The sequence below is a fragment of the Streptomyces sp. NPDC017940 genome (assembly GCF_044328435.1).
In the GTDB taxonomy this organism is placed as follows: Bacteria; Actinomycetota; Actinomycetes; order Streptomycetales; family Streptomycetaceae; genus Streptomyces.
In genome coordinates, this window is record NZ_JBIRHJ010000017.1 from 22,433 (window position 1) to 46,456 (window position 24,024).

A 24,024-nucleotide genomic window follows, 5' to 3' on the forward strand; every position below is an offset into this window, starting at 1 on the left:
GGCCCCCACCACACCCCGCGGGGGGCCGCGGGTTTCTGCACAACGCCCCGGGGGGGGGGGGGGGGGGGGGGGGGGGGGGGGGGGGGGGGGGCCCCCCCCCCCCCCCCCCCCCCCCCCCGCCGCCAGAGCCTCCGGACCGCCCACCACCACGAGGAGCCCCGGTGACAGCATCCACCGCCATCCGCACTATCCAGCGCACCCTCAGTGACGCCGCCCGCCGACTCACCACCCTGGACGCCGAACCAACCCCCGTCCAGGACCGCCTCGTATGGCTCCACCTACGACAGCGCGAAACCGTCCTCACCAGCCTCGTGGCGGCCGCGGTCAGCCTTTCCCGCGCCCACGCCACCGCAGGCGACGCCCCGGCCGCCACGGCTGCCCTCGAACTCGTCGAGCACTACCGCCACCAGCTCGCCCTCGCCCGCCGCGACATCAGGTACTACCAGCCCGCCCATGCCCGCCTCATCCAGCGCGCCGCGCAGGCCCGGCACCCGGACACCGGCCAGAGCCACGACTGATCCACAACACCAGCCCCACCTGTCTCCCACAACCCAACTCCGTGCACCCACGCCTCAACCGTGCCGTTGCCCACCCGGGAGAGGTTCACCAAACGATCAGCCCCGAGGAGGACCGCATGCCACGAGCCACCGCGCCCGACTACACCACGACCACATGGCCCGAGGACCCCACCCACGACGAGGTGCGATCCCTCGCCGCCTACATCGCCGCACGCCTCCCCCGCCCCGGAGACTGCACCAACCCCACCCTGCGCCCCCTCCTGGAGGAAACCCACGCGCTCCTCGACACCGACGACCTGCCGGTCCAGGCCACAGAACAGGTGAGCGCCGCTATCGACCGGCTGCGCCTGCACACCTACGCCACCCACGCAGGTCGCCTCTACAGCGACCTCGCCCCGGCCGCATGGGCACTCGTGCGCACCGCAAGGTCAGCGGCCACCGGCGGGTGCCGTCTCGGAAGCGGCTCTGCGTGTGACGGTGACGGGCGCGTGAGGCTCTTCATCTACGACACGTTCGTCTCCGAGAAGCCTCCCGGATGCCCGCAGCACGCGGCCGACGAAGCAACACGGTGGGACCACGGCCGCAGCGTCGAAGTGGTGCTCGTCGGCCCCGAAGAGGCCTGCCTCGATACCCAGGCTCGGATCGGATCTCGTCTCTCCCCCGCACCCAAGTGGGTTCCCGTACCACCGCGCTCCGCATAACCCCCGCACACCCCCCCAACGGGCGGCCCCTCAAGGGCCGCCCGTTTCCCGTTTCCTACCCCGCCCCGCCTCTCACCCCCGCCTGCCCCGGGCGGGATACTGCGGGCATGGATGAGCTGCCGCGGCTAGAGATCGAAGGGGGCGAGTGGTATCGCGCCGTACCCCCACCGGCCGTCCCCATGCCCGCGGCCAACATGCCGCCCGACCTCCACGGCGCACGCGCGATCCTCTCCGACACAGGCACCGGCTCCATCTACGACCTGCGCATCCTCGGCGACGCACACCGCGGCACCGGCAACCCCGAGGTCGACGTCGTACCCGAACTCGACTACTGGCGCGCCAAGATCCAGCCCGACCGCCCGGTCCACCCCCGCCGCGTCCCGCTGTCCCAGATCTACATCGAACACCGGCTTCCCTACGAACCCGGCGCCGAACCAACCGCCCCCGCCGAACCGGCCTTCCTGATGCGCCGCCTGGCGCCCCGGCCCGAGCAGCCCGGAGCACGCACCCCGGTCCCGGCCCGCAGCGTCGGCACCCTCCACGGCAGACGCATCATCCAGGTGACCCCACTCGGATTCCGGTGGGACCTGCGCGCCGTCAGCGAGCCGTTCGAGGACGACAACCACGACATCGTCGTGCACCTCACCAGCGCCCAGGAGTACTACCAATGGGTCCTCGCCGGCATCGACCCCGAGCCGGTCGCCATCGGCCTCTACCTCCTGTGGACCGAGTAGGTTCCCAGCCTTTTACAGACATGACACGGGCAGCGTTTCCACTGGAAACGCTAGTCTCGCCTGGTACCAACCGGCAGCCTTGGAGATTCAATGACAGGCGCGCTCCCGCGGCCCAAGCGCAAAAGCACCAAGTCCAAGCCCCCAGTGCCTCCTGAAGAGGTTCTCTACACCGACCGGGACCGCAGTGGAGACACCCTGGATCTGGAGCTGTTCGCCCTGTGCCCCAACCCGTTCAACAAGCGGGAGAAGAAGGGGGTACCGGAACTCGCCGCCACCATCAAGGAAGTCGGCCTCCTCCAGAACATCGCCCACATCAGGGCTGAGGTCTGGCTGGAGACCTACCCGGAGACCCAGGACCAGATCACCGCCCCGAACGTGATCCTCTTCGGAGAACACCGCTGGCTCGCCTGCCAAGAACTCGGCTGGGAAACCATCCCCAGCGTGTTGCGCGACGACAAGGTGGAGGACGCCCGCCTCATCGCCCTGATCGAGAACCTTCGCCGTGCCCAGCTCAGTCCTCTGGAAGAAGCCGAGCACTACAAGGCACTGCGGGAATCCGGCCTCTCCTACGAGCAGATCGCGGAGAAGGTCGGCGAGACCGCCAACGGCGCCATCTCCAAGGGCACCGTCTGGAAGCGCATCAAGCTTCTGGAACTCGCGCCCGCCGTCCAGCAGGCTCTCAGGGACGGCACCCTCAAGGTCAGTGCGGCGGAGAAGGCCCAGCAGCTAGACCTTGACGACCAGGAGGACTACCTCGGCCTCGTGCACGGCGGCGCCCACCCGGCCCAGGCACAGACCCAGATCCTCGCCCGGCAACGGCAGGACGAAGCCCCGGCGCCCGTGAGCGCCGTTTCCAGTGAAAACGGTGACGTGGCGGCCTCGGCCGACAACTCGAAGGACGTTTCCACTGGAAACAGCGCACCCGCCGTCCCGCCTGCTCCTCGCAAGCCGGAGCAGGGCAAGCAGGGCAAGCAGGGCAAGCAGCCTTCGGCGCGCGACAAAAACGACGCCGACCGCCGCGCGGCAGCCGCTGCCCGGGAAGTCTCCTGCCGTGCTCTGCTGGACTCCATCGATGTGACCGACCCCGCGAACAACGACCTCATCCTGTCCGTGCTGACGGCCGCAGTGCTCGCGCCCCCGCAGCAATCCGCCGCACAGCAGCGCGCCTTCGTATGGCTGAAGGAGACCGACCGCCACGGCATGGACGCCGTTGACGCTGCGGCCTACTTCGCCGTCATACAGGATTCAGACGACGCTGCGACACAGCGTCTCGCCGCCTTCGCCTCGGCCCTGGCCGCCGCCGAACTCCGCACGGCGGCCCGTCGCCAGTCCTGGGGCAGCCGCGAACACAACCACGTTCGCATCCTCCAGGAGCACGCGGCCTACGAGCCACAGACCGACTGGGAGAAGGCCGAACTGGTCACCGCAGGAGAAGCCCGATGAAGACCACCAGCACCACCGTCGCCCCCCGCTTCCGACCCAACCGCCGGAACTGGCCTCTCATCTGGGCGTACATCATCGAATGCGGCGGATCCACCAAGTCCACCAGCGCCACGTCCATGGCCGTCACCGCTGCCCTGCGCGGATACCCCGGCGTTGTTTTCGACCTGGACAGCAACATGTCGTCTACTACCGTCCTCGGCTACGACGAAGACTCACTGAAGGGCAAGAGGACCGCGCTAGATCTGCTCTACGGCAAGGCCACCCTGGACCAGGTCGCGCTGCCCGCCCGCTACCGCATCGGGGACGGCGACGATCCCGACGAGGACTTCGCGCCTATCCCGAACCTACGCCTCGTGCCCAGCAACCCTGCCATGGCCGGCGCGGACCTTGCCATCGCGGAGGACGCGGACCGCAACGACTGGTTCGCCGAAATTCTGCGCTCCTACGAGGGCGACGACACGGTCTTCTACCTGGACTTTCCGGCGAGCTACGGCAAGATGCCCTACTCCGTGCTGCGCATGCTGGACGAAGAGGATTCCGTCATCCCCTCGATCAAGGCTGACCCCAAAGACGTCAAAATGGTCAAACGGCTCACGGAAGAGCTGGAGCGCATCCGCGACAAGAACCGCGGCCGTCGGTCCGTCCCCGGCAGACCGACGCTCAACCACCTGCTCCTCACGGGAACCCCGACGCCTTCCTACGACGAGGCAGCAGCCCGCCGCGCCACGGCCGCCGCAGAGGCGAAGTACAGCTCCGTACTGCTGCCTTACATCCGGTACTCAGCCGACGCCAAGAAGCTCTACGAGGACGATGTCCCCCTGCCGATCCTCCTACCCAACTCCGTCCCCTCCGTGGACTACCGGAAGGTGATGACGCACCTCGGCTTCGTCGACCGGGCGGCCTGACCTCACTGAGCGGGCATATCAGCGGGAGCGGCTGCACACCGAAAGCCCGTGTCGTCGTCGGCCATGTCCTTGTCCGCGTCGTTGTACGCGGATGGAGTGCAGCGGAAGAACGGGCTGGTGAAAGCCGATCCCTTCAGCTCGTATCGCCCGGAGATCGTCGCCGTAGACGACCATTCCCACACGTTGCCGCACATGTCGTACACACCGTACGGACTGGCTCCACTGTGGTAGCGACTGACCGGGGTGGTAGTACCGATGCGGCTTTCCCTCACGTTGCACTTCGCAGCGGTCTGCTGCCTGCCCCATGGGTAGATGTCACCGGCAGTGCCCCGCGCAGCCTTCTCCCACTCTTCGGCACTCGGCAGCCGCTTGCCCGCCCACGCGGCGTACGCGGAAGCGTCGTCCCAGGTCACCCAGACAACCGGGTGATCGTAGAGACTCCTGGGACACCGCTTTCCTTCCCAGTGACGTGGAGGCGTGTGCCCTGTGGCCGCGCAGAACCTCGCGAAATCTGCATTGGTGACCGGGCAGACATCGATCAGGAACGCATCAACCCAGATCGGTTCATCCGCACTGCCCCCGAGGAAGATGCCCTCGGGCACGGCCGCCATCGCCTTCCCATCGGCTGGGTGTCGGACAGGCTCGGTGGCCAGTATGGGCGCGACTTGCGGTTCCGTGATCTGGGCGGGTGTCTTGCCTCCGCTCTCGGTCTCCAGAAGGCCGATGAAACGCCCATGGGCGTCGGCATCGCTCTGCGCCAGGATGTGGTCGAGTGCGGCCTGGTTGGACATCCGCGGCTGGATTGCTGCCCCGCCGCTCTCCCACTTGGAGACCATGCGCTCGGTGACGCCGAGCCGCGCCGCGAACGCCTCCAGCGTGTATCGCGTCGCGGCTCGAAGGGCCTTGACCTCACGGCCAGTCCATAACGTCACCAGCGGCATGACTACCCCTTCACTCCCGTGCGCGTCAGTCAGTGTGGTCAACTTCCCGACGGCACTTGTAGTTACAGATGCTCTCCGGGCACGTCGGCGTACAGGCTGCGCAGCTTCCCGAGAACTGGGTGCTCCGCATCGAGCTGTACGTCGTTGATCGCTGTGATTGTCCGGACCCCGATGGACGTGTTGGTCGCGAACGCTGCGCGCATGGTGGGCAGTGACTCCAGGGTCACCGGGGCGGTGGCGGTCTGGTCGTGGATGTTCTGGAGGAGCCTCATCGTCACCCCTGGCAGCACGGGCGCCTCCGGCCAGACCACGGTGCCGTCCTGGTCGATGAAGGCCATGTTCCAGGTGCCGCCCTCCGAGATACGCCCGTCCGGCTCGGTGAAAGCTGCGTCCCCGAAGCCGGCAAGCTGCGCCTCACGCCTGAGACGCAACTGGGAGAAGAGGCCGAGGTGCTTGACCTCAGGGGTGTCGCGGCTGAACGGAAAGGTCTGCACCGACAGGGGAGGGGCGGGTACGGGTCCGGCAGGCCTCGTCGTGACGAGAAACTGCGGCTGGCCCGCCGCGGCCGGGTGTCCCATGTCGAGCTGCGGGTCGAAAACGGTGACCCGGACCACGAAGGATCCGGTGCGCTCAGCGACTGCTTTGCGAACGTACGCCCTCACCTGGTCCCGATCCAGCTCGACTCCGAACACGCAGCGGGCATCGTGCTCCAGACGATCAAGGTGCAGGGAGAGCCCCTTTACCTTGTGATCGTCCACTCGCATGCTGGTGAAGTGTCCGTAGTTGGTAAGCGCCAGATTCTGAAGGGCATCGAGGGGCACAGGTACGCCGTTTAGTTCAGCCATGGCGCCAGTCTCGCATCCGTGAGCACGTCTCAACCGGCAGGTCAGGCAAGAAAGTTCGGTCTAAGTTCGGTGCTGGGGCGGGGGCACTGCATTCCGCTCCGTCACCGTTCGCGGAAGGCTGTGTTCCACCATCGGATCACTCCCATCGGACATCGCATATGTCGACACCGAACCCCCCTGAACTTCCTGACTGGCTGTATGAGGGCGCGTGCGTCCTCGATCAGCGGTTGCAGCGGTGGGGCGAAGTCCAGAGTCTGAGCTTTCCGTGTGAGGAACGTCAGCAGTCGCGTGTGTGGCTGCGACCTCTGCGGGGCGGCTACGAGTGGAACCCCGAGGTAAGTGACCTGAGGCCCCTGACTTCGGAGACACGACTCATGCACCGGCTTCCCTCCCTGACAACCGATGACTACACCCCCGAGGAGCGCCAGGAGTTCCGCGTGCTGATGGATGCCGCTGCCGCACAGTGGGCGGCCACCGTCAAGAGAAGCGCTCCTGACGGCATCTGGGTACCGACTCGGGCCGACTTTCTCGATCAGTTAGGGGAGGCTGACGAGCTGGTCGACGCTCTGTACCGCTCGCTGGGTGCCCTGCGTAAGGGCATCGGCGCTATCGACAGTACTGCCCGTCGGCGGTTCCTCGACCGCGCGCGGCCCGCACCGCCCGGCCCGGACTCAACTCCCTGACTGGTGCCCGCGGGGCACCCCCGTGCCGGCCTCGTGGGCACCTTCCGGGCGGAAGACCGGTCTGCCAGCCACCCCGGATCGGTCTTCCGCCGCACCACCGAGCGACCCTCGGCTCCGTGTCTGCCCAACAACACGACCAGGAGCCGGGGGTCTCTCCCTGTTCGCATCGGAACCGCGACGCCGCAGTCAGTACGACGTCCCCCGGTCACACACCTTCTATGCGTACTTCGTCGACCCTGCGCAGGACGACGCTGGCTGCGGCGCGGGTCCGCTCGCTCCCTCCCCGCGTCAGGAGGTCGGCCAGTTGCTCTCCGAGCCACGCGATACGCGCAGGTTCGTCCTGAATCTGGTGCCATAGGGCATAGGCGCGCTGCACTGCCTCCACAACGCACGTGGTGCTGCTCAGCTCCAGCCAGCCGCGAGCCGCCTCAATGTAGAGCTCGCACCCCACACCCGGCATCCCGCACCGGTAGGCGGCATGTGCCCGCAGTTCCCGGGCCCGCAGCGACATCGGATGGGTCGGACCATGCTCGGCCTCCAGGTCCTCCTGGAGGCGACGGGCAAGCTTCATCGCCACGTGCTCGCGGCCGCTGTCGATGGCTTCGCTGATCTCATCTGTCGCTGGCCGCAGGGCAGGCGGCACGGTACATGCGTCGGGGTCGTCGGCCAGGCCCCGTGCGTCGGTCGGCTCCAGGACATCACCGTCGGGGCCGACGACGAAATGCCACAGCCTGCCATCCGGCTCGGTGGCCTCGACATGAACAGGGCGGCGGCGCTCCCGTGCCAGCCGTCCGACGTGCGCGAGCGCTGCGGCGCGGGCGTCCTGAAGGGTGCCGGATCCGGTGCGACGTAGCTCTACGCCGTCCACCCAGCTCCGCCCGTCGTGGGCGAGTGCTACAGCCACGTGCCCGCTCATCTCTGCACCCCCTGCCGCAAGTTGACCTGCCATGACGGCCTCTCATCATCCATCACACCATGGCGAACAGCCGTGGACCCGCTCAGTCACCCGAGATCTTCCCGCCCTACGGGCGCCCCGCATTCACCAGCGTCCACGGGGCGGGAAGTCCTGCACACGTCCTTCACGGGGCCCTTGTGGCACGTGAGAATGGGTGACATGGATTCAAACCCCAGTAGCGACACGCGGCTCCAGAGTCTCTATGATCGACTCCGCTACCGGTAGCCTTCAGGCTCAAGTCAGTAAAAGTTAGTTGGGGGTCGGTTGAGATGAGTCAGCAGGACCAGGACGACGGCCGCAAGCCACGTACCACCTCACGTGTCACGGCCGATCTCCCGTTGCGGGAGTACAACCTGCTCGACGATGCGCGGGTGCTCAACGCCGCGAGCACCACCGACATCATGCGCGCCATGGTCCGTCTGCACGACGCAGACCCGAAGTTCCAGAAGCGCGTGGCTGACGAGATCGCCAAGATGCGCCGGGAGAAGCTGGAGGCCCGCGGCGCTGAGGGGCAGACCTGGCGACGCCGTCGGGGCCGCACGAGGAACACGGACACCAAGGGGCTCGTCGCATGAGCCCCTAGACCGCACGCGGTCGACTGCTGCGAGTGGGCCCGCAAAAAAGTGCGAGGCCCCCGGCACCACCCGGAGACCTCGCAGAAGCTGACCGCACACCATCGACGAGCCGCTCTTACCAAGCAGCTTCGTCCGCCCAACCACTACGCAAGGCTGTGTTCGCCGGGGCCAACCGGCGGGTGCGTGTCTGCCCAACGCTTTGAAGGGTAGCAATGTCGGCTCCGTACGCCGAGACCACTAGTTCATTCGACCGTTTTGTTTCCGCTCTGACCGCCGCCGGATCACGCTTCGCGACGCTGCGACAGCACAAGGTGAAGGCGACGTGCCCGCACCACGACGACGTCGAACCGTCGCTCACCGCCGACTACAAGGGGCCCGACCGCAAAACGGTCATCCACTGCCAGGCAGGGTGTGACCCGCGCGACGTCGTCGCCGCCCTCGGCCTGAGCCTTGCCGACCTGTTCGACGATCCGATGCCCGAGGAGCGGAAGACCCAGTGGCGCCCCATCCCGCGCGCACGCGCCAGACGTGGCGTCAAGACAGAGCCGCAGAAGAAGGTCACTCCTAAGAAGGAGCCCAAGCCGTCCTGCGCGGGACCCTACCGCGAGGTCGCCCGGTACGCGTACGTACACGCTGATGGTGTCCTGGCCGGGCACAAGGTCCGCCGTGAGTGCACCGGGTGTGCCACCTGCCGCGCCGACGGCGCTAAGCCGGGCAAGCGCATCTCCTGGGAGCGTCCGCTCAGTGATCCGCCCTGTGGCTGCGAGACCTGCGCGAAGGTGTCCGGCCAGGGCATCGAGCTGCATATGCCCGACAACGCCCCGCTCTACCGCACCCCCGAGCTGGCTGCCGCGCCCAGGGGCTCCACGGTCTACCTGGGGGAGGGGGAGAAGGTCGTCGCGGCTGCCGAATCCTTGGGCCTGCTGGCCACGACCAAGCCGGGGTCCGCGCCGACGCGCTGGAACCCTGACCACACCCCGTTGCTCGCCGGGCAGCACGTGGTGATCCTCGCCGACCGCGACGAACCCGGGTACAAAGCAGCTCGGAATGCTCGGGACACTCTGCTCGCCCACGCGGCATCCATCCGTGTGCTCCAGACCCCGCTGGAGTCCAAGGGTGCAGACCTGGACGATCACCTCGCCGCAGGCCTGTCCCTCGACGCACTGGTGGCCGTGCCCGAGGACCAGGACACCGAAGACGGCGCGCAGATCCTCACCCACCCCACCGCGGCCACGCCTCTGCTCCCGGCCGATGGCGAGCCGATTCCGGGCGACGACGGACGGCCCAACAGGCGCGAGCAGTACGCGATCCGGCACGGCGAGATCGTCCGGGTCACCCGCAAGCAGATCGGCCAGGACGAGGACGGCCGCCCGGAGTTCGAGACCACCTTCGACACCGTGCTGGGCTGCGACGCGCGCATTGTGCGCATCGAGACCCGCGACGTCGGCGACACCGACGCCGACAAGCCCGCACGCCCCGGACACCGCACCGGCGACGAGGACCAGGAGCTCGACGAGGTCCTGGAGCAGCGCCCCACCACCGGCTACATCCTCCAGCTCGTGCACCCCAAGCAGCTCGACCAGCCCGTCCTGATGCGAGTCTCACGCAAGGCATTCGATGACGGCTCATGGCTGCATGACCTGCCCTGGCCCGGCATCTACCACAAGCGCACCCGCAACGCCGTGGCGCAGATCGCCACCGCCATCGGGGCCGTGAGCACGGACGCCGAACGCGTACCGGTCTACGCCGCGACCGGGTGGCGCCGCACGCCTGCCGGACAGTGGATGTACGTGCACGCCGGTGGCGGCATCACCGCGCACGGCCACGTACCGCTGCGCACCCGCTTCCCCGGCCGCCTGGCCTTGATGGCGCTCCCCGAGCCGAGCGCCGATCCCGCGCGGATCCGGCAGGCGGCGATGACGGCCCTGTCCATCCCCGGCCACACGCCCGAGTACGCCACCGTCGCGATGCTGGGCCTGGCTTTCCGCGCCCCCTACTACCGGTGCCCCAGCTCGATCTGCCTCACCGGCCTGCCCGGCTCCGGCAAGACCGGTGTGGGCACACTCGTGCTTCGCCTCTATGCCCCCGAACTGGACCGTAACGAGAGCCTGCTGTCGATCTCAGACACCGGCTCCACCCAGCTAGGTACCACCGAGGTCCTGTACCGGATGAAAGACGCGCTGGTGATGGGCGACGACAGTGCGCCCGACCGGTCCGTCCGCGACGCCGCCGTGCGCACCAGCCGCATGAGCCGTACCCAGTACAACGGCGAGGGCCGCGTCCGCCTGAAGCAGGTCGACGGCGAACTCGAACTCGACGACCAGCGGGGCCCCCGCGGATCCCTGATCCAGACCTCGGAGGTACTGGCCTCCACAGAGTCCGCGCAACAGCGCATGCTCACCATCCAGATGAACCGCGCTGAGATCGATCTCGACCAGCTCGCCCGGATGTCCGCCCCCGCTTTCGCACACGACTGCGCGCTCCTCACCTCCTCCTACATCCGGTGGATCGCCGCCGACTACGAAGCGCACTGCGCCACGGTGCGCACCCTCGCCGACTCCTACGCCTCCCAGCTACGCCCGTACTGCGGGGACCGCCCCGCCGAACACCTCGGGCAGTTCGCCACCGGGTGGCACATGGTGCTGCGCTACCTCACCGAAACCGCAGCGATCACATCTGAGGAAGCGGCACAGTGGTGGGAGCTCGCCTGGTCCGGCCTGTTGGAAGCCTGCGACCGCGAGCGCAACCTCCTGGAGAACCAGACGATGCACCGCAAGCTGCTCGGCTACCTCAGCACCGCGTTCGCCGGACGCCACGCGCACCTCGTAGGGCCTGACGGAAAGTGCCCCTCCGACCCGGACCGCGCGATGCGCTACGGCTGGAGCGTGAGCGACAACAGCGCGGAAGACCCGGCCAACCCCGGCCGCGCCGTGCTGCGCGCCGGGGGGGTACGGCTGGGCGTCGTCACCACCGTCACCAACCCGGACGGCACCCGCGAAGAGCGTCTGTGGCTCGATCACCAGCAGGCCACCAGCATCGCCCTGCGCATGGCCGCAGAGCTCCAGGAGACGTGGACGGTGACCGCGAACGTCCTCACCGAAGCCCTGCGCCAGGCGAAGGTGATCGAGGTCGAGTACGAGACGAGCAAGAACGGCCGGTGGGTCAAGGCACGCCGTCCGATGCCCGGGGGCCGACGCCGCGTGTGGGACATGCCCGCCGCCGCCCTCGACCTCGACGGGGACGAGGGGGGTGAGGGACCCGGCCAGAACGCACGTCCCGGCCGCCCGCCCGCCCCGCCGGCCCCGCAGGCCGACCCGCTCTTCGACCTGTCCGCGCTCATGCCCGCACCTGCCCCCGCCCCGGCCCCGGAGCAGCCCACGGCCGCCGCCACGGTCGAGCAGCCCGCATCCGTGCCGCCCCCGCCCACGGCGGCCGCACCGCCTCCCGCCCCGGTCATCGAGGCAGAGGCCCCCCAGCTCCCCGACCCGGCGCCAACCCCTGACGCGGCGCCCGCCGAGAACGACGTACACCCGGCCTCCGCCCGGCAGGGGGCAGCGGAGCAGCCCGCGAACGAGGCCTCCGGGGTCGACGCGCCCCTGGTCGACGAGCTGGGCGACGAACACGGCGCCCGCACCGCCCCGGTCGACCAGGGCGACGAGGACGAAGAGGACGGTGCCCCGGCCGGGACCACCGCTCCCTGGCGCGCGGCTGCCGCTGTCGCCCACACCGACGGCCTGTACCTGCCTGACGGCACCAAGCACCCGCTCCCGCCTCTCGACCAGTTGCACGCCGGACGTCTCGCCGAGTTCGTCGACGAGCTCGGCCTGGGCCACGGAGGCGCAGCCCGCGGCTCCGGCGCCTCCAAGAAGTGGCGCCCCGACGACGGGCAGATCTACATCAGCGCCGACCTCACCGACGCGCTCGGCCTGCCCGTGCCCGAGGACGGCCCCGCCGACGAGCGCCGCGCCTTCCTCGATGAGCACGTCGACCACCCCTTCCTGGCCCGCGCCCGGGAGGCAGGCTGGAACGTCGCCCGGTGGGGCTCGCCCACCCGTATCTGGCGCGAGCGCCCCGGCGGCGGCCGCAACCTGTCCGCGCAGCTCGTCGTCGTGCCCCACGCCGCACTCACCACACGCTTCCTCGAGGACGACCCCGCCCCGGCCCTGCTCGCCCGACGACTCCAGCAGCTTGCCGACACGATCGGCATCAGCTACCGCACCACCCCGGGCGTCACCGGCCACGAGCTGCTGCGCGCCACCCGCCCAAAGAACGGACGCCGCGCCGCCCCGCTGGAGCGCGCGCAGATGCCGCAGGTCCTGATGGAGCGCCGCAACCTCTACGTGGCCAAAGTCTGGGACCGCCAGCCCACTGCGGAAGAGCTGAAGAAGGAATTCGTGCTGCTCTTCGACGCCCGCGCCTCATACCTGTCCGTGACCAGTTCCCTGCGGGCAGGCCGCGGGAAGTTCGAACACCGCGAGCAGCCCGCCGAGTTCGACGCGAACATGCCCGGCCTGCACCTGGCCAGGGTGCCGAAGTGGGAGCACTGGGGCACCTTCGACCCCTTCGGGCCGCGCCGCGAGGACGGCGCCCCGCGCCTGTACCAGACGCCCACGCTCGCCTACGCCCGCAAGGACTTGGACGCCGACGTGGAGATCCTCGAATCGTGGGTGTGGCCGGACCACTACCGCATCCTGGAATCCTGGTACCGGCAGCTCGCCACCGCCCGCAAGACCCTGACAACCGCCACCGACGAGATGGTCGGCGCGACGCTCAAGGACGTCTACACCAACAGCATCGGCCTGTTCAACAGCGACCACCTGCGCGGACGGCCCGAACTCGGCAACCAGGACTCCGACACCTTCCGGCCCGACATCCAGCAGGCCGTCCTCGCCGCACAGCAGGCCAACCTCACGCGCACCATCATGCGCGTAGGCGAAACCCACGGCATGTGGCCGATCGCCGTGAAAACGGACATGATCGCCTACGTCACCGACGACCCCGACTTCGCCACCGCCGTACCCGGCCTGAAGATGGAAAAGGATCTGGGCAACTTCAAGCCCGAAGGTGCCGCACTCGCCAAGGACGTGTTCACCCAGCTCCACCCCGGCAAGAGGTGGTTCCCCACCGCCAGCTTCTTCACCCCGGCCGAAGAATGGGGTGAGCGCTGATGGCGATTCGCAACCAGGCAGCCGTCCTGTGGCAGGCGTGGATCGGCAAGCAGCCACCGCGCACCGTACGCGAGGGCGTCGACCTGGTCGGCGTCGACGAGGCCGCTCGCATCGCCGGAGTCCGGCCCCGCACCATCAAGGACTGGCTGCGCCGCGAGGAACGCGCAATTCCCCGCACCGTCGGCCAGGCCATTCAGGAGATGGGCGGCGTGGACCAGGCCGCCCAGGCCGCAGGGGTCAAGCCCCGCACCATCAGGGAGTGGCTGCGCGGTGAACGGCGCGGCCGCACCCCCGGCCAGCGGCAGGCCGCGCACATCGGCAAGCTCACAGACGCAGCAAAGAAACAGCACATCGAACGCCAGAAGCCGACCGGCAACCAGGCCAAGCTCACCAACGGCGTGATCAGCTCACCCAAAGCCCGCCAGCAGGCCATGAGCTCCCGACGCGCCGCGCGGATGTCCAACAGCGGCGCGCACCTGAGCATGTCCGCCAAGGTCACCGTCGACACCGGCCGACGCAAGGACGAACGGTGGCGCAACATCAGCATGAACTTCCGCGACGACGTCATGTCGGGCCCCACCAACTCGTTCCTCAACGGCGACGATGCGGGCGCCATCGGCAAGCTCGGCGAGGCCTTCGGCGAGCACTACGCGCCCGGCACCGGCTGGCAGTTCGGAGAGATCCGCGGATTCCAGATCGGCGAGTTCAACCCCGGAGCCGGGGGCGTGTTCCCCGACTCCGGGTACTGAGCCCGGACAATGCCGCGGCCGCCACCAGCTCCCGGTGGCGGCCGCGGCCGCACGACGTAAAAGGCCGACGCCCTCAGTCCGCCAAAGGCGGGTGGCACGGGCGCCGGCCGACCGAAACCACCCCAAGGGGAAGTCTCACCCGCAGTCTACCGGTTCCCTCCAGCCGAAAACGGCTTCCTGAGGCTGCACGGCCAAACCTCTTCCCAGATAAGTGACTTAAGCCCTATGCTGTTTTTACATGGCTCTGTGCCGCTCTCCACCCGCCGTGCCGCTAGTGCCAGCCGCCCCTCGACCCGTGCAGGAGACATCGTGGATCCGATGAAGGAAGTCGTCCCCACCTCCGTCCAGACCGCCGTTGACCGTAGCGGGCAGCCCGACGAACTCGCCTACCTGGCCCCGGCGGCCGCTGCCGCACTCGCTCTTCTCGCCGACGCCGTCACGCGGCGCGGCCTGGACGCCGACGACGTCGTCCAGGTCCTCAAGGACTCCGGTGTGCACACAGCGTTCGCGGACGTGCTCAGCGCTGCTTCCTCTATCGTCATGGAGAGTCTGGAGGACCCCTATGAGTTCGACGGTCGCCTCCACGCAGACAACCTGAGCGGCGCGGCCGGAGAAGTCCGGGACGTCTTCCGGTGGCTCTAGCCGCCGCGCGTCCCGTTGCCAGGAGTGACCAAACGCCAATACTGTTTTCTGTCACTGTCCTGCTCCTGGCGGGGCGCCCGCCCCTGGAAAGGACCCGCCCTGATGATCCGCGCCGGACGCAAGCACCTCGTGCGCACCCTCGATGAAATCGCCACGGCCGCGGGTGTGACTGCGCGGACCTACCGCAACCAGCGCAGGCACAAGCGTCCCGGCCACCCGGCCCCAATCAGCTCCCCCGGTGCCCGGGTCCTGCTCTACGACGCAGAACAGATCGCCGCCTACCAGGCCGGCAGCCCCATCCCCTCCCTGCCAGAGAACGACTCGCCCGACGACCTCCTGGACCACCAGGAGGCCGCCGACCTCGTCGACGTCGCCCCCCGCTCCTGGGAGACCTACAAGGCCGATCCCTTCCTCAGGGAGAACGCCGTGCCGGTCAAAGGAGTCGTGCACCACCCTCGTCGGACCATCACTGCCTGGATGGAGTCCCGGCCAGGCAGCGGCACCGGAGGAGGCCGCCCCACAGGCACCGGCGACCTCATGCCCCGCGAGGACCTGCTGCCCCGCACCGCTCAGCTCCTCGACGCCAAGGCCGACATCACCGCCGAACAGGCCGCGGACGACCTCGGCGTGCACCCCGACACGGCGCAGCGCGCCCTCACCACCCTGCGGGCCCAACGTGTGGGCGAACTACTGCAAGCCCATCAGGAGCTGACCGAGGAACAGGTCATCGAACAACTCGGCTACCCGCTGCGCGCAGCCCGCAACGCCCTGGCCACGGCCCGCGCACAGCGCCGCACCTCCGACAACACTCCGTACATCCAGAGCGTCTGGGAAGCCCTGAGAGACGCCGACGTGCCCCTCACGGGACTTCCGAGCCCCCTGGTACGGCCCGGGGCTATCAGCGCCGCCATCATCGCCCTGGGGCCCGGCGCCAAGGCTCCCGCGCTGCTCTGGGACGAGCGATACGGATGGCGTACCGCCCTGGACACCCACGCCGGCCGCGAGGCACAGCCCCCACAGGGGCCCGGTATCCGCTACCTCGGCACCGGCATCCGCCCGCCCGCCGAATCGGTCGCCTCCGCACTCAGCGACCGCCGGTCAGGCACCAAGCGACCCAAGGGGAACCGATGACCGAACCGGCCGTGAGGACAACGGCTGATAGTCCCGCCCCACCGGCGCTACGGTTCCGATAAGACGGCAGCCACCGGGAGTTGGGGTGGCTCATCTGCCTCTCAACATAGACAGGGAAGCCTCAGCCATGACCGAACCCGCCCCCGTCCGATGGATCCCGCCACACCCTCGGGAACTGCCGGAATGGCGCGCGCAGCTCGTCTGGCTGTGAACGTGAGTTGGGGAGTCGTTTCGCGATGAGTACGGGTGTCGCGTTCTGACCGACATTGCGATGTCGGTTTGTTTTGACGTCAGTCGGGGGCTTGCGGTGGGACTGTGGGGTGTGCTTCTGCCGCTGGGGGCCTGATGGGTAACTCGCAGTCGAAGGTCGAGTTGTACTCGGCGATCCGCAAGGATCATCTGCTGGGGATGTCGATGCGGTCGTTGCAGCGGGTCCACAACGTCACGTGGCGGACGGTCCGGCGGGCGCTGGACGGGAAGTGGCCGGAGCCGCGGAAGAAGCCGCGGCAAAAGGAATCGCGGCTCGATCCCTACAAGACGTTGATCGACACGATGCTGAAAGCGGACCTGGATGCGCCGCCCAAGCAGCGGCACACCGCTCAGCGGATCTTCGACCGGCTGGTTGAAGGGCACGACGCCCGTGACATCTCGTACTGCATGGTCCGGCTCTACGTGAAAGAACGGCGCAAGGAGATCCGCCGCAGGGCCGGGGTGGGGCCGGAGGCGATGTTCATCCCGCAGCGGCATCTGCCCGGGGTGGAGGCGGAAGTCGACTTCGGGGACGTGCACATCGTGCTGGCCGGGGTGCCGACCAGGGTCTACCTGTTCTCGCTGCGGTTGTCCTACTCCGGCAAGGCGGTGCACCGGGTGTTCGCCTCCTGCGGGCAGGAAGCCTTCCTCGAGGGGCACGAGCACGCCTTTCGGCGGCTGGGCGGCATCCCGCGCGGGAAGATCCGCTACGACAACCTGCGGGCCGCGGTCGAGCGGGTGCTGGGGCTGGGGCGGGCCCGGCTGGAATCCGACCGCTGGACGGCGTTTCGCTCGCACTGGGGTATCGAGGCGTTCTACTGCCGGCCGGGCATCGAGGGCGCTCACGAGAAGGGCGGCGTCGAGGGGCAGATCGGTTACTTCCGCCGCAACCACTTCGTCCCGGTCCCCGAGGTCGCCTCGCTGGCGGAACTGAACGAGCTGGTGGACCGCTGGGACCTTCAGGACGAGGGCCGCCGGCTGCGCTCACGGACCCGCACGATCGGCGAGTCCTTCGCCCACGAGCAGCCGCTGCTCAGGCCGCTGCCCACCGAGGTGTTCGAGACGGGACGGTGGTTCACCCCGCGCGTCAACCGCTTCGGCCAGATCACCGTGCGCTCCAACACCTACTCGGTGCCGGTCCGCTTCATCGGCCGACAGCTGCGGGTCTTGCTGCACGCCAACGACCTGGTGGTCTACGAGGGCCGCACCGAGGTCGCCCGCCACGAGCGACTCAGCGGCCGGGGCGGTTCCCGGCTCGTGCTCGATCACTACCTGGAGGCGCTGTTGCGCAAGCCGGGCGCGTTTCCGGGCTCGACTCCGCTGGAACAGGCTCGCTCTGCGGGGCGGTTCACCCCGGTCCACGACCGGTGGTGGGCGGCTGCCTGCGCAGCACACGGGGACGCGGCCGGCACCAGGGCTCTGATCGAGGTCCTGCTCCTGGCCCGGCACATGGAACACGAACACGTCGTTGCGGGGCTGGCCGCCGCGATCAGGGCGGGCGCGCTGACCGCCGACGCGGTCGCGCTCGAGGCCCGCAAAGCCGCCGAGGGCGATGCCGGAGAGCTGCCCGCCCCGGCCCCTGGCACCGCTCATGCGGAGGGGCCTGCGGCGACCGTGACGTCTCTGGCCGACTGGCGGCTGTCGCATCTGCCTCCGGACAACCGGCCGCTGCCCTCGGTGGCCCAGTACGACCAGTTGCTGCACCGCCGCGGCCGCAGGGCCGAAATCGAGAAAGAAGGATCATGAGCCCACGCAAGCGCGGACTGACCGAAGAAGCCGCCGCCGCCTCGATCGACCAGGCATGCCGGATGCTGCGGCTGCCCTCCATCCGCCAGCAGTTCGGGGACCTGGCCGACGCCGCGGCCCGTGACCAGATGTCCTATCGGGGGTTTCTGGCTGAGCTGCTGATGACCGAGTGCGACGACCGGGCCCGGCGCCGCTCCGAGCGCCGCATCAAGGCGGCTGCGTTCCCGCGGGAGAAGTCCTTGCGGGCCTTCGACTTCGACGCCAACCCGAACGTCGACCCGGCCACCGTCAATACCCTCGCGACCTGCGAGTGGGTCAGGAAGAGCGAGCCGCTCTGCCTGATCGGGGATTCGGGCACCGGCAAGTCTCACCTGCTGATCGCGCTGGGCACCGAGGCTGCACTGCACGGCTTCCGGGTCCGCTACGTGCTGGCCACCAAGCTCGTCAACGAGCTGGTCGAGGCTGCCGATGAGAAGCAGCTGTCCAAGACCATCGCCCGCTACGGGCGTGTCGATCTTTTATGTATTGATGAGCTCGGCTACATGGAACTCGACCGCCGCGGAGCGGAGTTGCTGTTCCAGGTGCTGACCGAACGCGAGGAGAAGAACAGCGTCGCGATCGCGTCGAACGAGTCGTTTTCGGGGTGGACGAAAACCTTCACCGACCCCCGGCTCTGCGCGGCGATCGTCGACCGGCTCACCTTCAACGGTGCCATCATCGAGACCGGCACCGACTCCTACCGCCTCGCCCACACCAAGGCCCAGGGCGAACAGAACAAGGCCAGCTGAGTGGTCCTCATTGGCCCTAGTCGATGACCGACTTGGTCAGGGACTTGAAGAATGAGCCACTGGGGCTGAGGTCGGCGCCGCCGCATTGGTTGACGGGGCTGCCGACAGGCAGCCCAGCGAGGTTTGCGCTGGCGGTGCCGGTGCCATGGCTGGTCGCTCCTTCGGCACGGGCACCGTGGTGGTTGTTGCAGCTGGTGCCGAAGGCCGGTGAGAGGAAGTCGCCGATGCCTCCGGCCCAGGCGGGAGACGTGGCATGGCCGGTTCCCAACAAGGTCAGTGTCACGACAGCCCCTCGGGCAACAGCGCGCGTCATCATGAGCGGCTTAACGATCAATCCGTCACAAGGACACGAACCGCACCCGCCCGGCAACCCGCGATGGCGAGAAGCACGACGCGGCAACGGCGAGTGACATCAAAACTCGTCGCGATTGATCACGCAGGCACGCGCTTAGCGCCTCCCCCTCACACCGCGAAACGACTCCCGCTCAGAGCTCCATAGCCACTCGTCGACTACACCGCGTCGAACCCGTCCAACATCACCATGCGCGAGGCTATCCGCGCGGGCCGCTGCTCCATCGTGCCCACCATGCCCAACCCGCCGATCGCCGCTGACACCCTCGCCGCGGTCCTGCTCAACAAGGCGGAGCGCGCCCGCCTGGAAGAAGCAGAGCTGTACTACGCCACAGCGGACATGACGGCCCTGGCCCTGGCAGCCGCCGCCACCCCGCCCCGGGAACAGGTGAGCATCGACCGTCTGCCAGCAGAATCCGGCCTGATCGTGTTCGGTGAACCCATTGGTGGCTACGTCGAAGACGTCGGGGCTGCCCTGGCGGACACTCTTGCCGCCCGGGCCGGAGTGGACGCCAAGGTCACGACACCGATCGTGGCCGCGTCGTGGACCGCATGGACCCCGGAGGATGTGAACGTTGAAGGCGCCCCTGTGACGTGGGGCCACAGCACCCGCGACGGCTACGTCGCGATCCCGCCCCGCACGAGGGGTATCTGGGTGACCTTCTACAGTCCCCGGAACCTCTTCTCCGGCCTCCCCCCGGAAACCGTGCTCGGCACCATGCGCGACGGGACAGTCATGACGGCCGGGTTGATCGAGACACAACGGCAAACCGTGCCTGGGGGGCCGCTCAACTGGGACAACGAGTCATTGCTGCTCGAAGGCGCGGAGTTCGCCCCTGCCCGGCCCGACACCACCGACGTATGGACGCACGCCCTCTACACCGCGTGGCAGCTCATGACGTCCGCCGGGGGCACCCGGTGGGCAGAGGTAGAGGAGATCCCTCGGGACCGGTCCGGCAGGAAGCGGGACGCCCGGCAGGGCATCACGGGCCCGTCGGCCGTCCGCGTGGTCAACGTCCACACAGCCCAACGGCCGCCCCGGGAAGCCGCTGACGCCGATGCGGCAGCCAGTACCGGCCGCCGTGAACCGTCGTGGTCCTGCCGGTGGCCAGTACGCCCGTACCGCCGTTCAACCTGCCTCAACCCCGTAGGGCACGCGGCCGGGAACTGCCAGCATGAGGACCGCATCGTTCCCGGGCACATCAAGGGGCCCCAAGGTGCGCCGCTCCGCACCGGCAACACAGTGCACTTGTGGGACAGGCAACCAGAAGCTGGCGCGTAGGCCCGAACCACCACCACTACTGTCCTGGGTGCACTGCCCGAACCCCAGTGCCCGCGTACGCGTCCGGGGTCAGGGTGAGCAGGAACCGGCCCTCGGGGTGGCTGACGCTGGGTAGCGCGGCATGGATGGCGTGGGCTGCTGCCCAGGAGTACCCGGCCCGGCGCAGCTCGACGGCAGCCAGGGCCGCCGCGGTGCCGAACGACTCGACCTCGACGAAACGCAGTCCGTCGACGTATGCCAGCAGCCCCGGGTGGGCTGCGTCGCCCTCCGCCAGCGAAAGGACTGGGGCATACAGACGCCCTAGCCCGCCCGACGCTTGGACGTAGAAGGCCGCCACCGCCTCCGTGAAGGGGCCTCCAGGCTCATACAGCGCCCCTGCGGTTGTCTGGTCCAGGACCACGGCAATCGCGGCCACTACGCGGCCACCTGAGGGCCGTGCCCCCCAAGTCGTTCAAGGAGTGCGCGCGCTGCCTGCTCTGCCTCCGCACTGGGCGCAGCACCGAGCGCCCCGGCAACTTCTTCCCGCGCCTGAGCCACCCGCTGCGCAGCCTCATCACGCGTGGGCTGACTTACCGCAAGGTCCTCCACCAGGCGGCGGATCGTGGTTCCCTGCTCCACCGCGAGGGCCGCGAGGCGGTCGCGCGTCTCCGCGCTCACCTTGATGCTCGTCTCGTCTGCCATACCTCGACTCTACTGCCGGTAGAGGACGGGCCGCAGGCCTCCAGGCGCAGCAGGGCGCAGCACCTCTCTACCGGGGTGGCGGGGGTGGTGCCTCCCGCGCCGCGCGGAAGGGTAGGCGCTGCGCGCCTACCGCGCGGGCCTCCGGTCCGCTGCGCTCCCCGGAGTACCGAGCGCTGCGCGCTCTCCCGCGCGATCCGGCACCGGGCCATGCGCTCCGCGCCCGGCCCTGCGCTGCGCGCTACCGGATCCCAGCGCGCCTCCGCTGCGCTCCGGCCCGCCGCGCGTAGCGGGAGGCACCACCCCCGCCACCCCGGTAGGCCAGTAGGCCGCCCCCCTTGACCGCCCCTGACCAGGCACAACACGCGCGTCACACGCTGATGGCCTACCGGCCTACCGGTTCTGAAAAAACACCCTCCAAAGATCCGTGTTCTCCCACATTTTGTGACTCAAGCCCGATACTGTTGTCTTTGTCGGGGGCAGTGGCAGTCACCGACAGACCGAAACACCCACCCACCCAAAAGGGGACAACCGTGTCGCTCCACTCCCAGATGGCCATTTACTGCTTCGCCACCCTGCACCCCGACGGCCTGCTGACCGAGACCTTCGAGAACCGGCCCACCACCGTCGACCTCACCGAGTCCTTCACCGGCCCCCGCCCGTACGTAACGCTCCCGCTGGCCGAAGGGCTCGAACTGCACTACCAGGTTGGCAACGCCCACGACCTCCCCAACCCCGTCGCAAGCGCCCTGGCCGTCCTCTGCGATGACGGGGGCCGCATCAACATCCACGGCCCCGTCGTCCTCACCGGAGAGAGCGGCGAAACCGACACTGCCCCCGGAGTCACCGGCCCCGCGCTCGCCGCGCTCTTCGTTCTCCTCGCCGCCGCCAGCATGTTGGCCGACCACACCCGCGTCTGGCGCAAGATCCCCGGCCACCACCTCGTGCGCGTCGAGCCCGAGGACTACACCCCGGAGCAGCGGGCTGAATCCCCCCTCCTCGCCAGCGAGATCCGCGCAGACCTCGCCCCCGCCGGGTACTGGCAGCGCACCAAGAACCAGTTGATCCCCGCAAGGTGAGCCCACCGGGCGGCCGCACACGCTGCGGCCGCCCGGAAACCCGGTAGGCCAGTAGGCCACCCCTCAGAACCTCGTCTGACCAGGCGCAATGCTTGAGCCCCCAACCCATGGCCTACTGGCCTACCGGTCTCGAAAAAGCACCCCCCAGTTCCGTGTCTTCCCACACTTCGGTATGGAAACCCGATACTGTTTTCTCAGTCGGAGGCAGTGGCAGTCACCGGCGACCGAAACCCAAACCATCCCAAAGGGGACACATATGTTCAACTCGTCTTGCCCTGACGCCCTCTTCGCCCTGGTCATCCAGCCTGACGGAGCGTTCGAAATCATCGAGTGGCCCACCAGCTCCCGTGACCACCTCCGGACCCTCTACACCACCATCAAGTGCCACCTGGTCCAGCCCGTCGACCTCCCCGGCCTCACCATGTGGGTGGACGAGGAAGGCATCCTCACGGGCCAGCCCGCCAACATTCCCGCGACGAAGCTGTGCGCCAGCATCCAGCCCGTAAATCAGCGCTTCCACGGCACCGCCGTCTTCACCGGCGCACCTGATCACTACGGCAGCACCCAGGGCCTCACCAGGGACAGGACTCTCAGCCTCACTGAGCACTACCTGACGGCCCTCGACGCCAAGGTTCCCAGTCAGCGCACCCGCTGACACTCAGTCACCCCACCGCCCTGCCTCTCACTAACCCAGGGGCAGGGCGCCCAAAAGGCGTACAGAAAACCCAGGAAGCAAGCTCGAAAAGGCAAAGAAAATGAACCCAATCACTTGCCCTCATTGCGGAGGGTTGTGCACTTACCAGATCCGCCCCAACGGACTGTTCGAGTGCCCAGAATGCGAATCACTCCTCTCACAGCGTGACATCATCCTCGATTCACCCTGGGTATGGGTCGTCGACGAAACTGGAGCCCTCTGTTTCGTCAAGGAACCCGGCGAAGCCAGAGAAGACCTCTTCCGATCCTTGGAGGAATACCTCTCCCTTCCCACAGGATCAACCCTCGAACCCGCCGCGCTCAATGCCTTCGAATGGGCCGCCGCAGTGCTAATCGACGGACTGCAAGACGGTTTTTCATGCACCGGGGCGGAGAGCATCAAATGAGCCTGGAAACCCGATACAAGCTCGGAAAGCCAGACCCCCAGTGCCGGTACCCCGTCCTCATCCACAACCAGCACATCGGCCGCATCCACAGGTGGCACGGAGCCTGGTACGCCACCCCCGCCGGCCTCTCCGCAGCAATCCGGGCCGGTGACGGAAAGCACGGAAAGGAGCGCGCAGCCGCCTATCTCGTCGCCGAGCTCGACGCCCGCCGCATCACCCCCCAGCCCTCCTCAGAAAGCTGCGCCCCCGACCCCCACGACCAGGGCCTGGGCCCGGTGCCTCTCCTCCACCCCCGCCTGCTGTCCACGGACCGCAACCGGAAATCAGCACTGCGCGCAATGACCGGACTGTCGCGATACCTCTGGGTACCTCTCAGCGGTTACCCGGGAGCTGACAACCCGTGGATGGTGCGCTGTAAGCTCTGTGGGTGGGAAGGTCCTCGGTACTGGTCACACCTACGAGGACGAAAGGGGAACCCTCCATCCGCTCATCGTCACCGCGGATGCCTTAGAAAAGAGAAGGTCCGTGCCGTAATCCCCGCCTATAGGGAAAAGGAGCTGCACGGCTAGAAAAACAACAGGAGGGGGGCGGAAGCTCATTTCTCGCCCCCCTCGATTCACCCCAGTTTCTGATTTCGCAGAGCGAAATTAAAACCACCTCTACGAAATGAGCACCCTACTGCCGTAACCCGTAAGGAATTCCGCTTTAGCGGAATTCGACGATATGCTTCCTGCGCGAAGCGCAGGAATTCCGCATAGCGG

22 protein-coding genes are annotated in these 24,024 nt (G+C 68.3%); 16 read left to right on the forward strand and 6 right to left on the reverse strand.

Features of this window, described 5'->3' with window-relative positions:
* The first annotated feature begins 161 nt into the window (after window positions 1-161).
* The 5 genes from ACH4DX_RS34500 to ACH4DX_RS34520 all read left to right on the forward strand — a co-directional run bounded on the left by ACH4DX_RS34500 (window position 162) and on the right by ACH4DX_RS34520 (window position 4,301).
* Entirely contained in the window at window positions 162-518 is a 357-nt protein-coding gene (locus ACH4DX_RS34500; RefSeq protein WP_398158003.1) for a hypothetical protein, read from the forward strand.
* 116 nt (window positions 519-634) lie between these two features.
* Window positions 635-1,219, forward strand: coding sequence for a hypothetical protein (locus tag ACH4DX_RS34505; protein ID WP_398158004.1), 585 nt, complete (start codon window positions 635-637; stop codon window positions 1,217-1,219).
* 107 nt (window positions 1,220-1,326) lie between these two features.
* Window positions 1,327-1,953: a hypothetical protein gene (locus tag ACH4DX_RS34510; protein WP_398158005.1), complete on the forward strand. Its 627-nt coding sequence runs from the start codon at window positions 1,327-1,329 to the stop codon at window positions 1,951-1,953.
* A 90-nt stretch (window positions 1,954-2,043) separates the two neighbouring features.
* Complete coding sequence (locus ACH4DX_RS34515; protein ID WP_398158006.1) at window positions 2,044-3,396, forward strand: ParB/RepB/Spo0J family partition protein; 1,353 nt, start codon at window positions 2,044-2,046, stop codon at window positions 3,394-3,396.
* Complete coding sequence (locus ACH4DX_RS34520; RefSeq protein WP_398158007.1) at window positions 3,393-4,301, forward strand: ParA family protein; 909 nt, start codon at window positions 3,393-3,395, stop codon at window positions 4,299-4,301. Before ACH4DX_RS34515 ends, ACH4DX_RS34520 begins: the two co-directional genes overlap by 4 nt.
* A gap of 2 nt (window positions 4,302-4,303) precedes the next feature.
* Here the strand turns inward: ACH4DX_RS34520 and ACH4DX_RS34525 are convergent, their stop codons facing one another.
* Window positions 4,304-5,242 carry an SUMF1/EgtB/PvdO family nonheme iron enzyme gene (locus tag ACH4DX_RS34525; protein WP_398158008.1) on the reverse strand — a complete coding sequence of 313 codons (939 nt, stop codon included), beginning with the start codon at window positions 5,240-5,242 and terminating at the stop codon, window positions 4,304-4,306.
* A 62-nt stretch (window positions 5,243-5,304) separates the two neighbouring features.
* Window positions 5,305-6,087, reverse strand: a complete 783-nt coding sequence (locus tag ACH4DX_RS34530; RefSeq protein WP_398158009.1) for an aminotransferase class IV family protein — start codon at window positions 6,085-6,087, stop codon at window positions 5,305-5,307.
* Window positions 6,088-6,461: 374 nt separating this feature from the next.
* On the opposite strand from ACH4DX_RS34530, the gene ACH4DX_RS34535 reads away from it, so the two are divergent.
* Complete coding sequence (locus tag ACH4DX_RS34535; protein WP_398158010.1) at window positions 6,462-6,770, forward strand: hypothetical protein; 309 nt, start codon at window positions 6,462-6,464, stop codon at window positions 6,768-6,770.
* Between the two features lie 205 nt (window positions 6,771-6,975).
* Here the strand turns inward: ACH4DX_RS34535 and ACH4DX_RS34540 are convergent, their stop codons facing one another.
* Window positions 6,976-7,674 carry a hypothetical protein gene (locus ACH4DX_RS34540; RefSeq protein WP_398158011.1) on the reverse strand — a complete coding sequence of 233 codons (699 nt, stop codon included), beginning with the start codon at window positions 7,672-7,674 and terminating at the stop codon, window positions 6,976-6,978.
* Between the two features lie 320 nt (window positions 7,675-7,994).
* Between ACH4DX_RS34540 and ACH4DX_RS34545 the strand changes: the two genes are divergently transcribed.
* The 7 genes from ACH4DX_RS34545 (at window position 7,995) to istB (ending at window position 18,773) form a co-directional block, all read left to right on the forward strand.
* Window positions 7,995-8,300: a hypothetical protein gene (locus ACH4DX_RS34545; RefSeq protein ID WP_398158012.1), complete on the forward strand. Its 306-nt coding sequence runs from the start codon at window positions 7,995-7,997 to the stop codon at window positions 8,298-8,300.
* A 212-nt stretch (window positions 8,301-8,512) separates the two neighbouring features.
* Complete coding sequence (locus tag ACH4DX_RS34550; protein WP_398158013.1) at window positions 8,513-13,468, forward strand: hypothetical protein; 4,956 nt, start codon at window positions 8,513-8,515, stop codon at window positions 13,466-13,468.
* Window positions 13,468-14,217: a hypothetical protein gene (locus ACH4DX_RS34555; protein WP_398158014.1), complete on the forward strand. Its 750-nt coding sequence runs from the start codon at window positions 13,468-13,470 to the stop codon at window positions 14,215-14,217. Before ACH4DX_RS34550 ends, ACH4DX_RS34555 begins: the two co-directional genes overlap by 1 nt.
* Window positions 14,218-14,526: 309 nt before the next feature.
* Window positions 14,527-14,859 (forward strand): hypothetical protein, encoded by a 333-nt coding sequence (locus ACH4DX_RS34560; RefSeq protein WP_398158015.1) that lies wholly within the window; start codon window positions 14,527-14,529, stop codon window positions 14,857-14,859.
* Window positions 14,860-14,961: 102 nt separating this feature from the next.
* Window positions 14,962-15,990, forward strand: a complete 1,029-nt coding sequence (locus tag ACH4DX_RS34565) for a DUF6292 family protein (RefSeq protein ID WP_398158016.1) — start codon at window positions 14,962-14,964, stop codon at window positions 15,988-15,990.
* 345 nt (window positions 15,991-16,335) lie between these two features.
* Entirely contained in the window at window positions 16,336-17,985 is a 1,650-nt protein-coding gene (gene istA / locus ACH4DX_RS34570) for an IS21 family transposase (RefSeq protein WP_398158017.1), read from the forward strand.
* Window positions 17,979-18,773 (forward strand): IS21-like element helper ATPase IstB, encoded by a 795-nt coding sequence (gene istB, locus ACH4DX_RS34575; protein ID WP_398158024.1) that lies wholly within the window; start codon window positions 17,979-17,981, stop codon window positions 18,771-18,773. The genes istA and istB overlap by 7 nt, the downstream gene beginning before the upstream one ends.
* 16 nt (window positions 18,774-18,789) lie before the next feature.
* Here the strand turns inward: istB and ACH4DX_RS34580 are convergent, their stop codons facing one another.
* The gene (locus tag ACH4DX_RS34580; protein ID WP_398158018.1) at window positions 18,790-19,056 is read right to left on the reverse strand and encodes a chaplin family protein; all 267 of its coding nucleotides are present in this window, start codon (window positions 19,054-19,056) and stop codon (window positions 18,790-18,792) included.
* Between the two features lie 303 nt (window positions 19,057-19,359).
* Between ACH4DX_RS34580 and ACH4DX_RS34585 the strand changes: the two genes are divergently transcribed.
* Window positions 19,360-20,406 carry a hypothetical protein gene (locus ACH4DX_RS34585; protein WP_398158019.1) on the forward strand — a complete coding sequence of 349 codons (1,047 nt, stop codon included), beginning with the start codon at window positions 19,360-19,362 and terminating at the stop codon, window positions 20,404-20,406.
* Window positions 20,407-20,422: 16 nt separating this feature from the next.
* Here the strand turns inward: ACH4DX_RS34585 and ACH4DX_RS34590 are convergent, their stop codons facing one another.
* Together ACH4DX_RS34590 and ACH4DX_RS34595 are read right to left on the reverse strand one after the other, a co-directional pair.
* A complete protein-coding gene (locus tag ACH4DX_RS34590) occupies window positions 20,423-20,821 on the reverse strand; it encodes a hypothetical protein (protein ID WP_398158020.1) in 399 nt (132 codons plus the stop codon).
* Window positions 20,821-21,087 (reverse strand): hypothetical protein, encoded by a 267-nt coding sequence (locus tag ACH4DX_RS34595; protein ID WP_398158021.1) that lies wholly within the window; start codon window positions 21,085-21,087, stop codon window positions 20,821-20,823. The genes ACH4DX_RS34590 and ACH4DX_RS34595 overlap by 1 nt, the downstream gene beginning before the upstream one ends.
* A gap of 530 nt (window positions 21,088-21,617) precedes the next feature.
* Here ACH4DX_RS34595 and ACH4DX_RS34600 point away from each other — a divergent pair.
* Entirely contained in the window at window positions 21,618-22,163 is a 546-nt protein-coding gene (locus ACH4DX_RS34600) for a hypothetical protein (RefSeq protein WP_398158022.1), read from the forward strand.
* A gap of 256 nt (window positions 22,164-22,419) precedes the next feature.
* Window positions 22,420-22,818, forward strand: coding sequence for a DUF3846 domain-containing protein (locus tag ACH4DX_RS34605; RefSeq protein ID WP_398158023.1), 399 nt, complete (start codon window positions 22,420-22,422; stop codon window positions 22,816-22,818).
* Window positions 22,819-24,024: the final 1,206 nt, after the last annotated feature.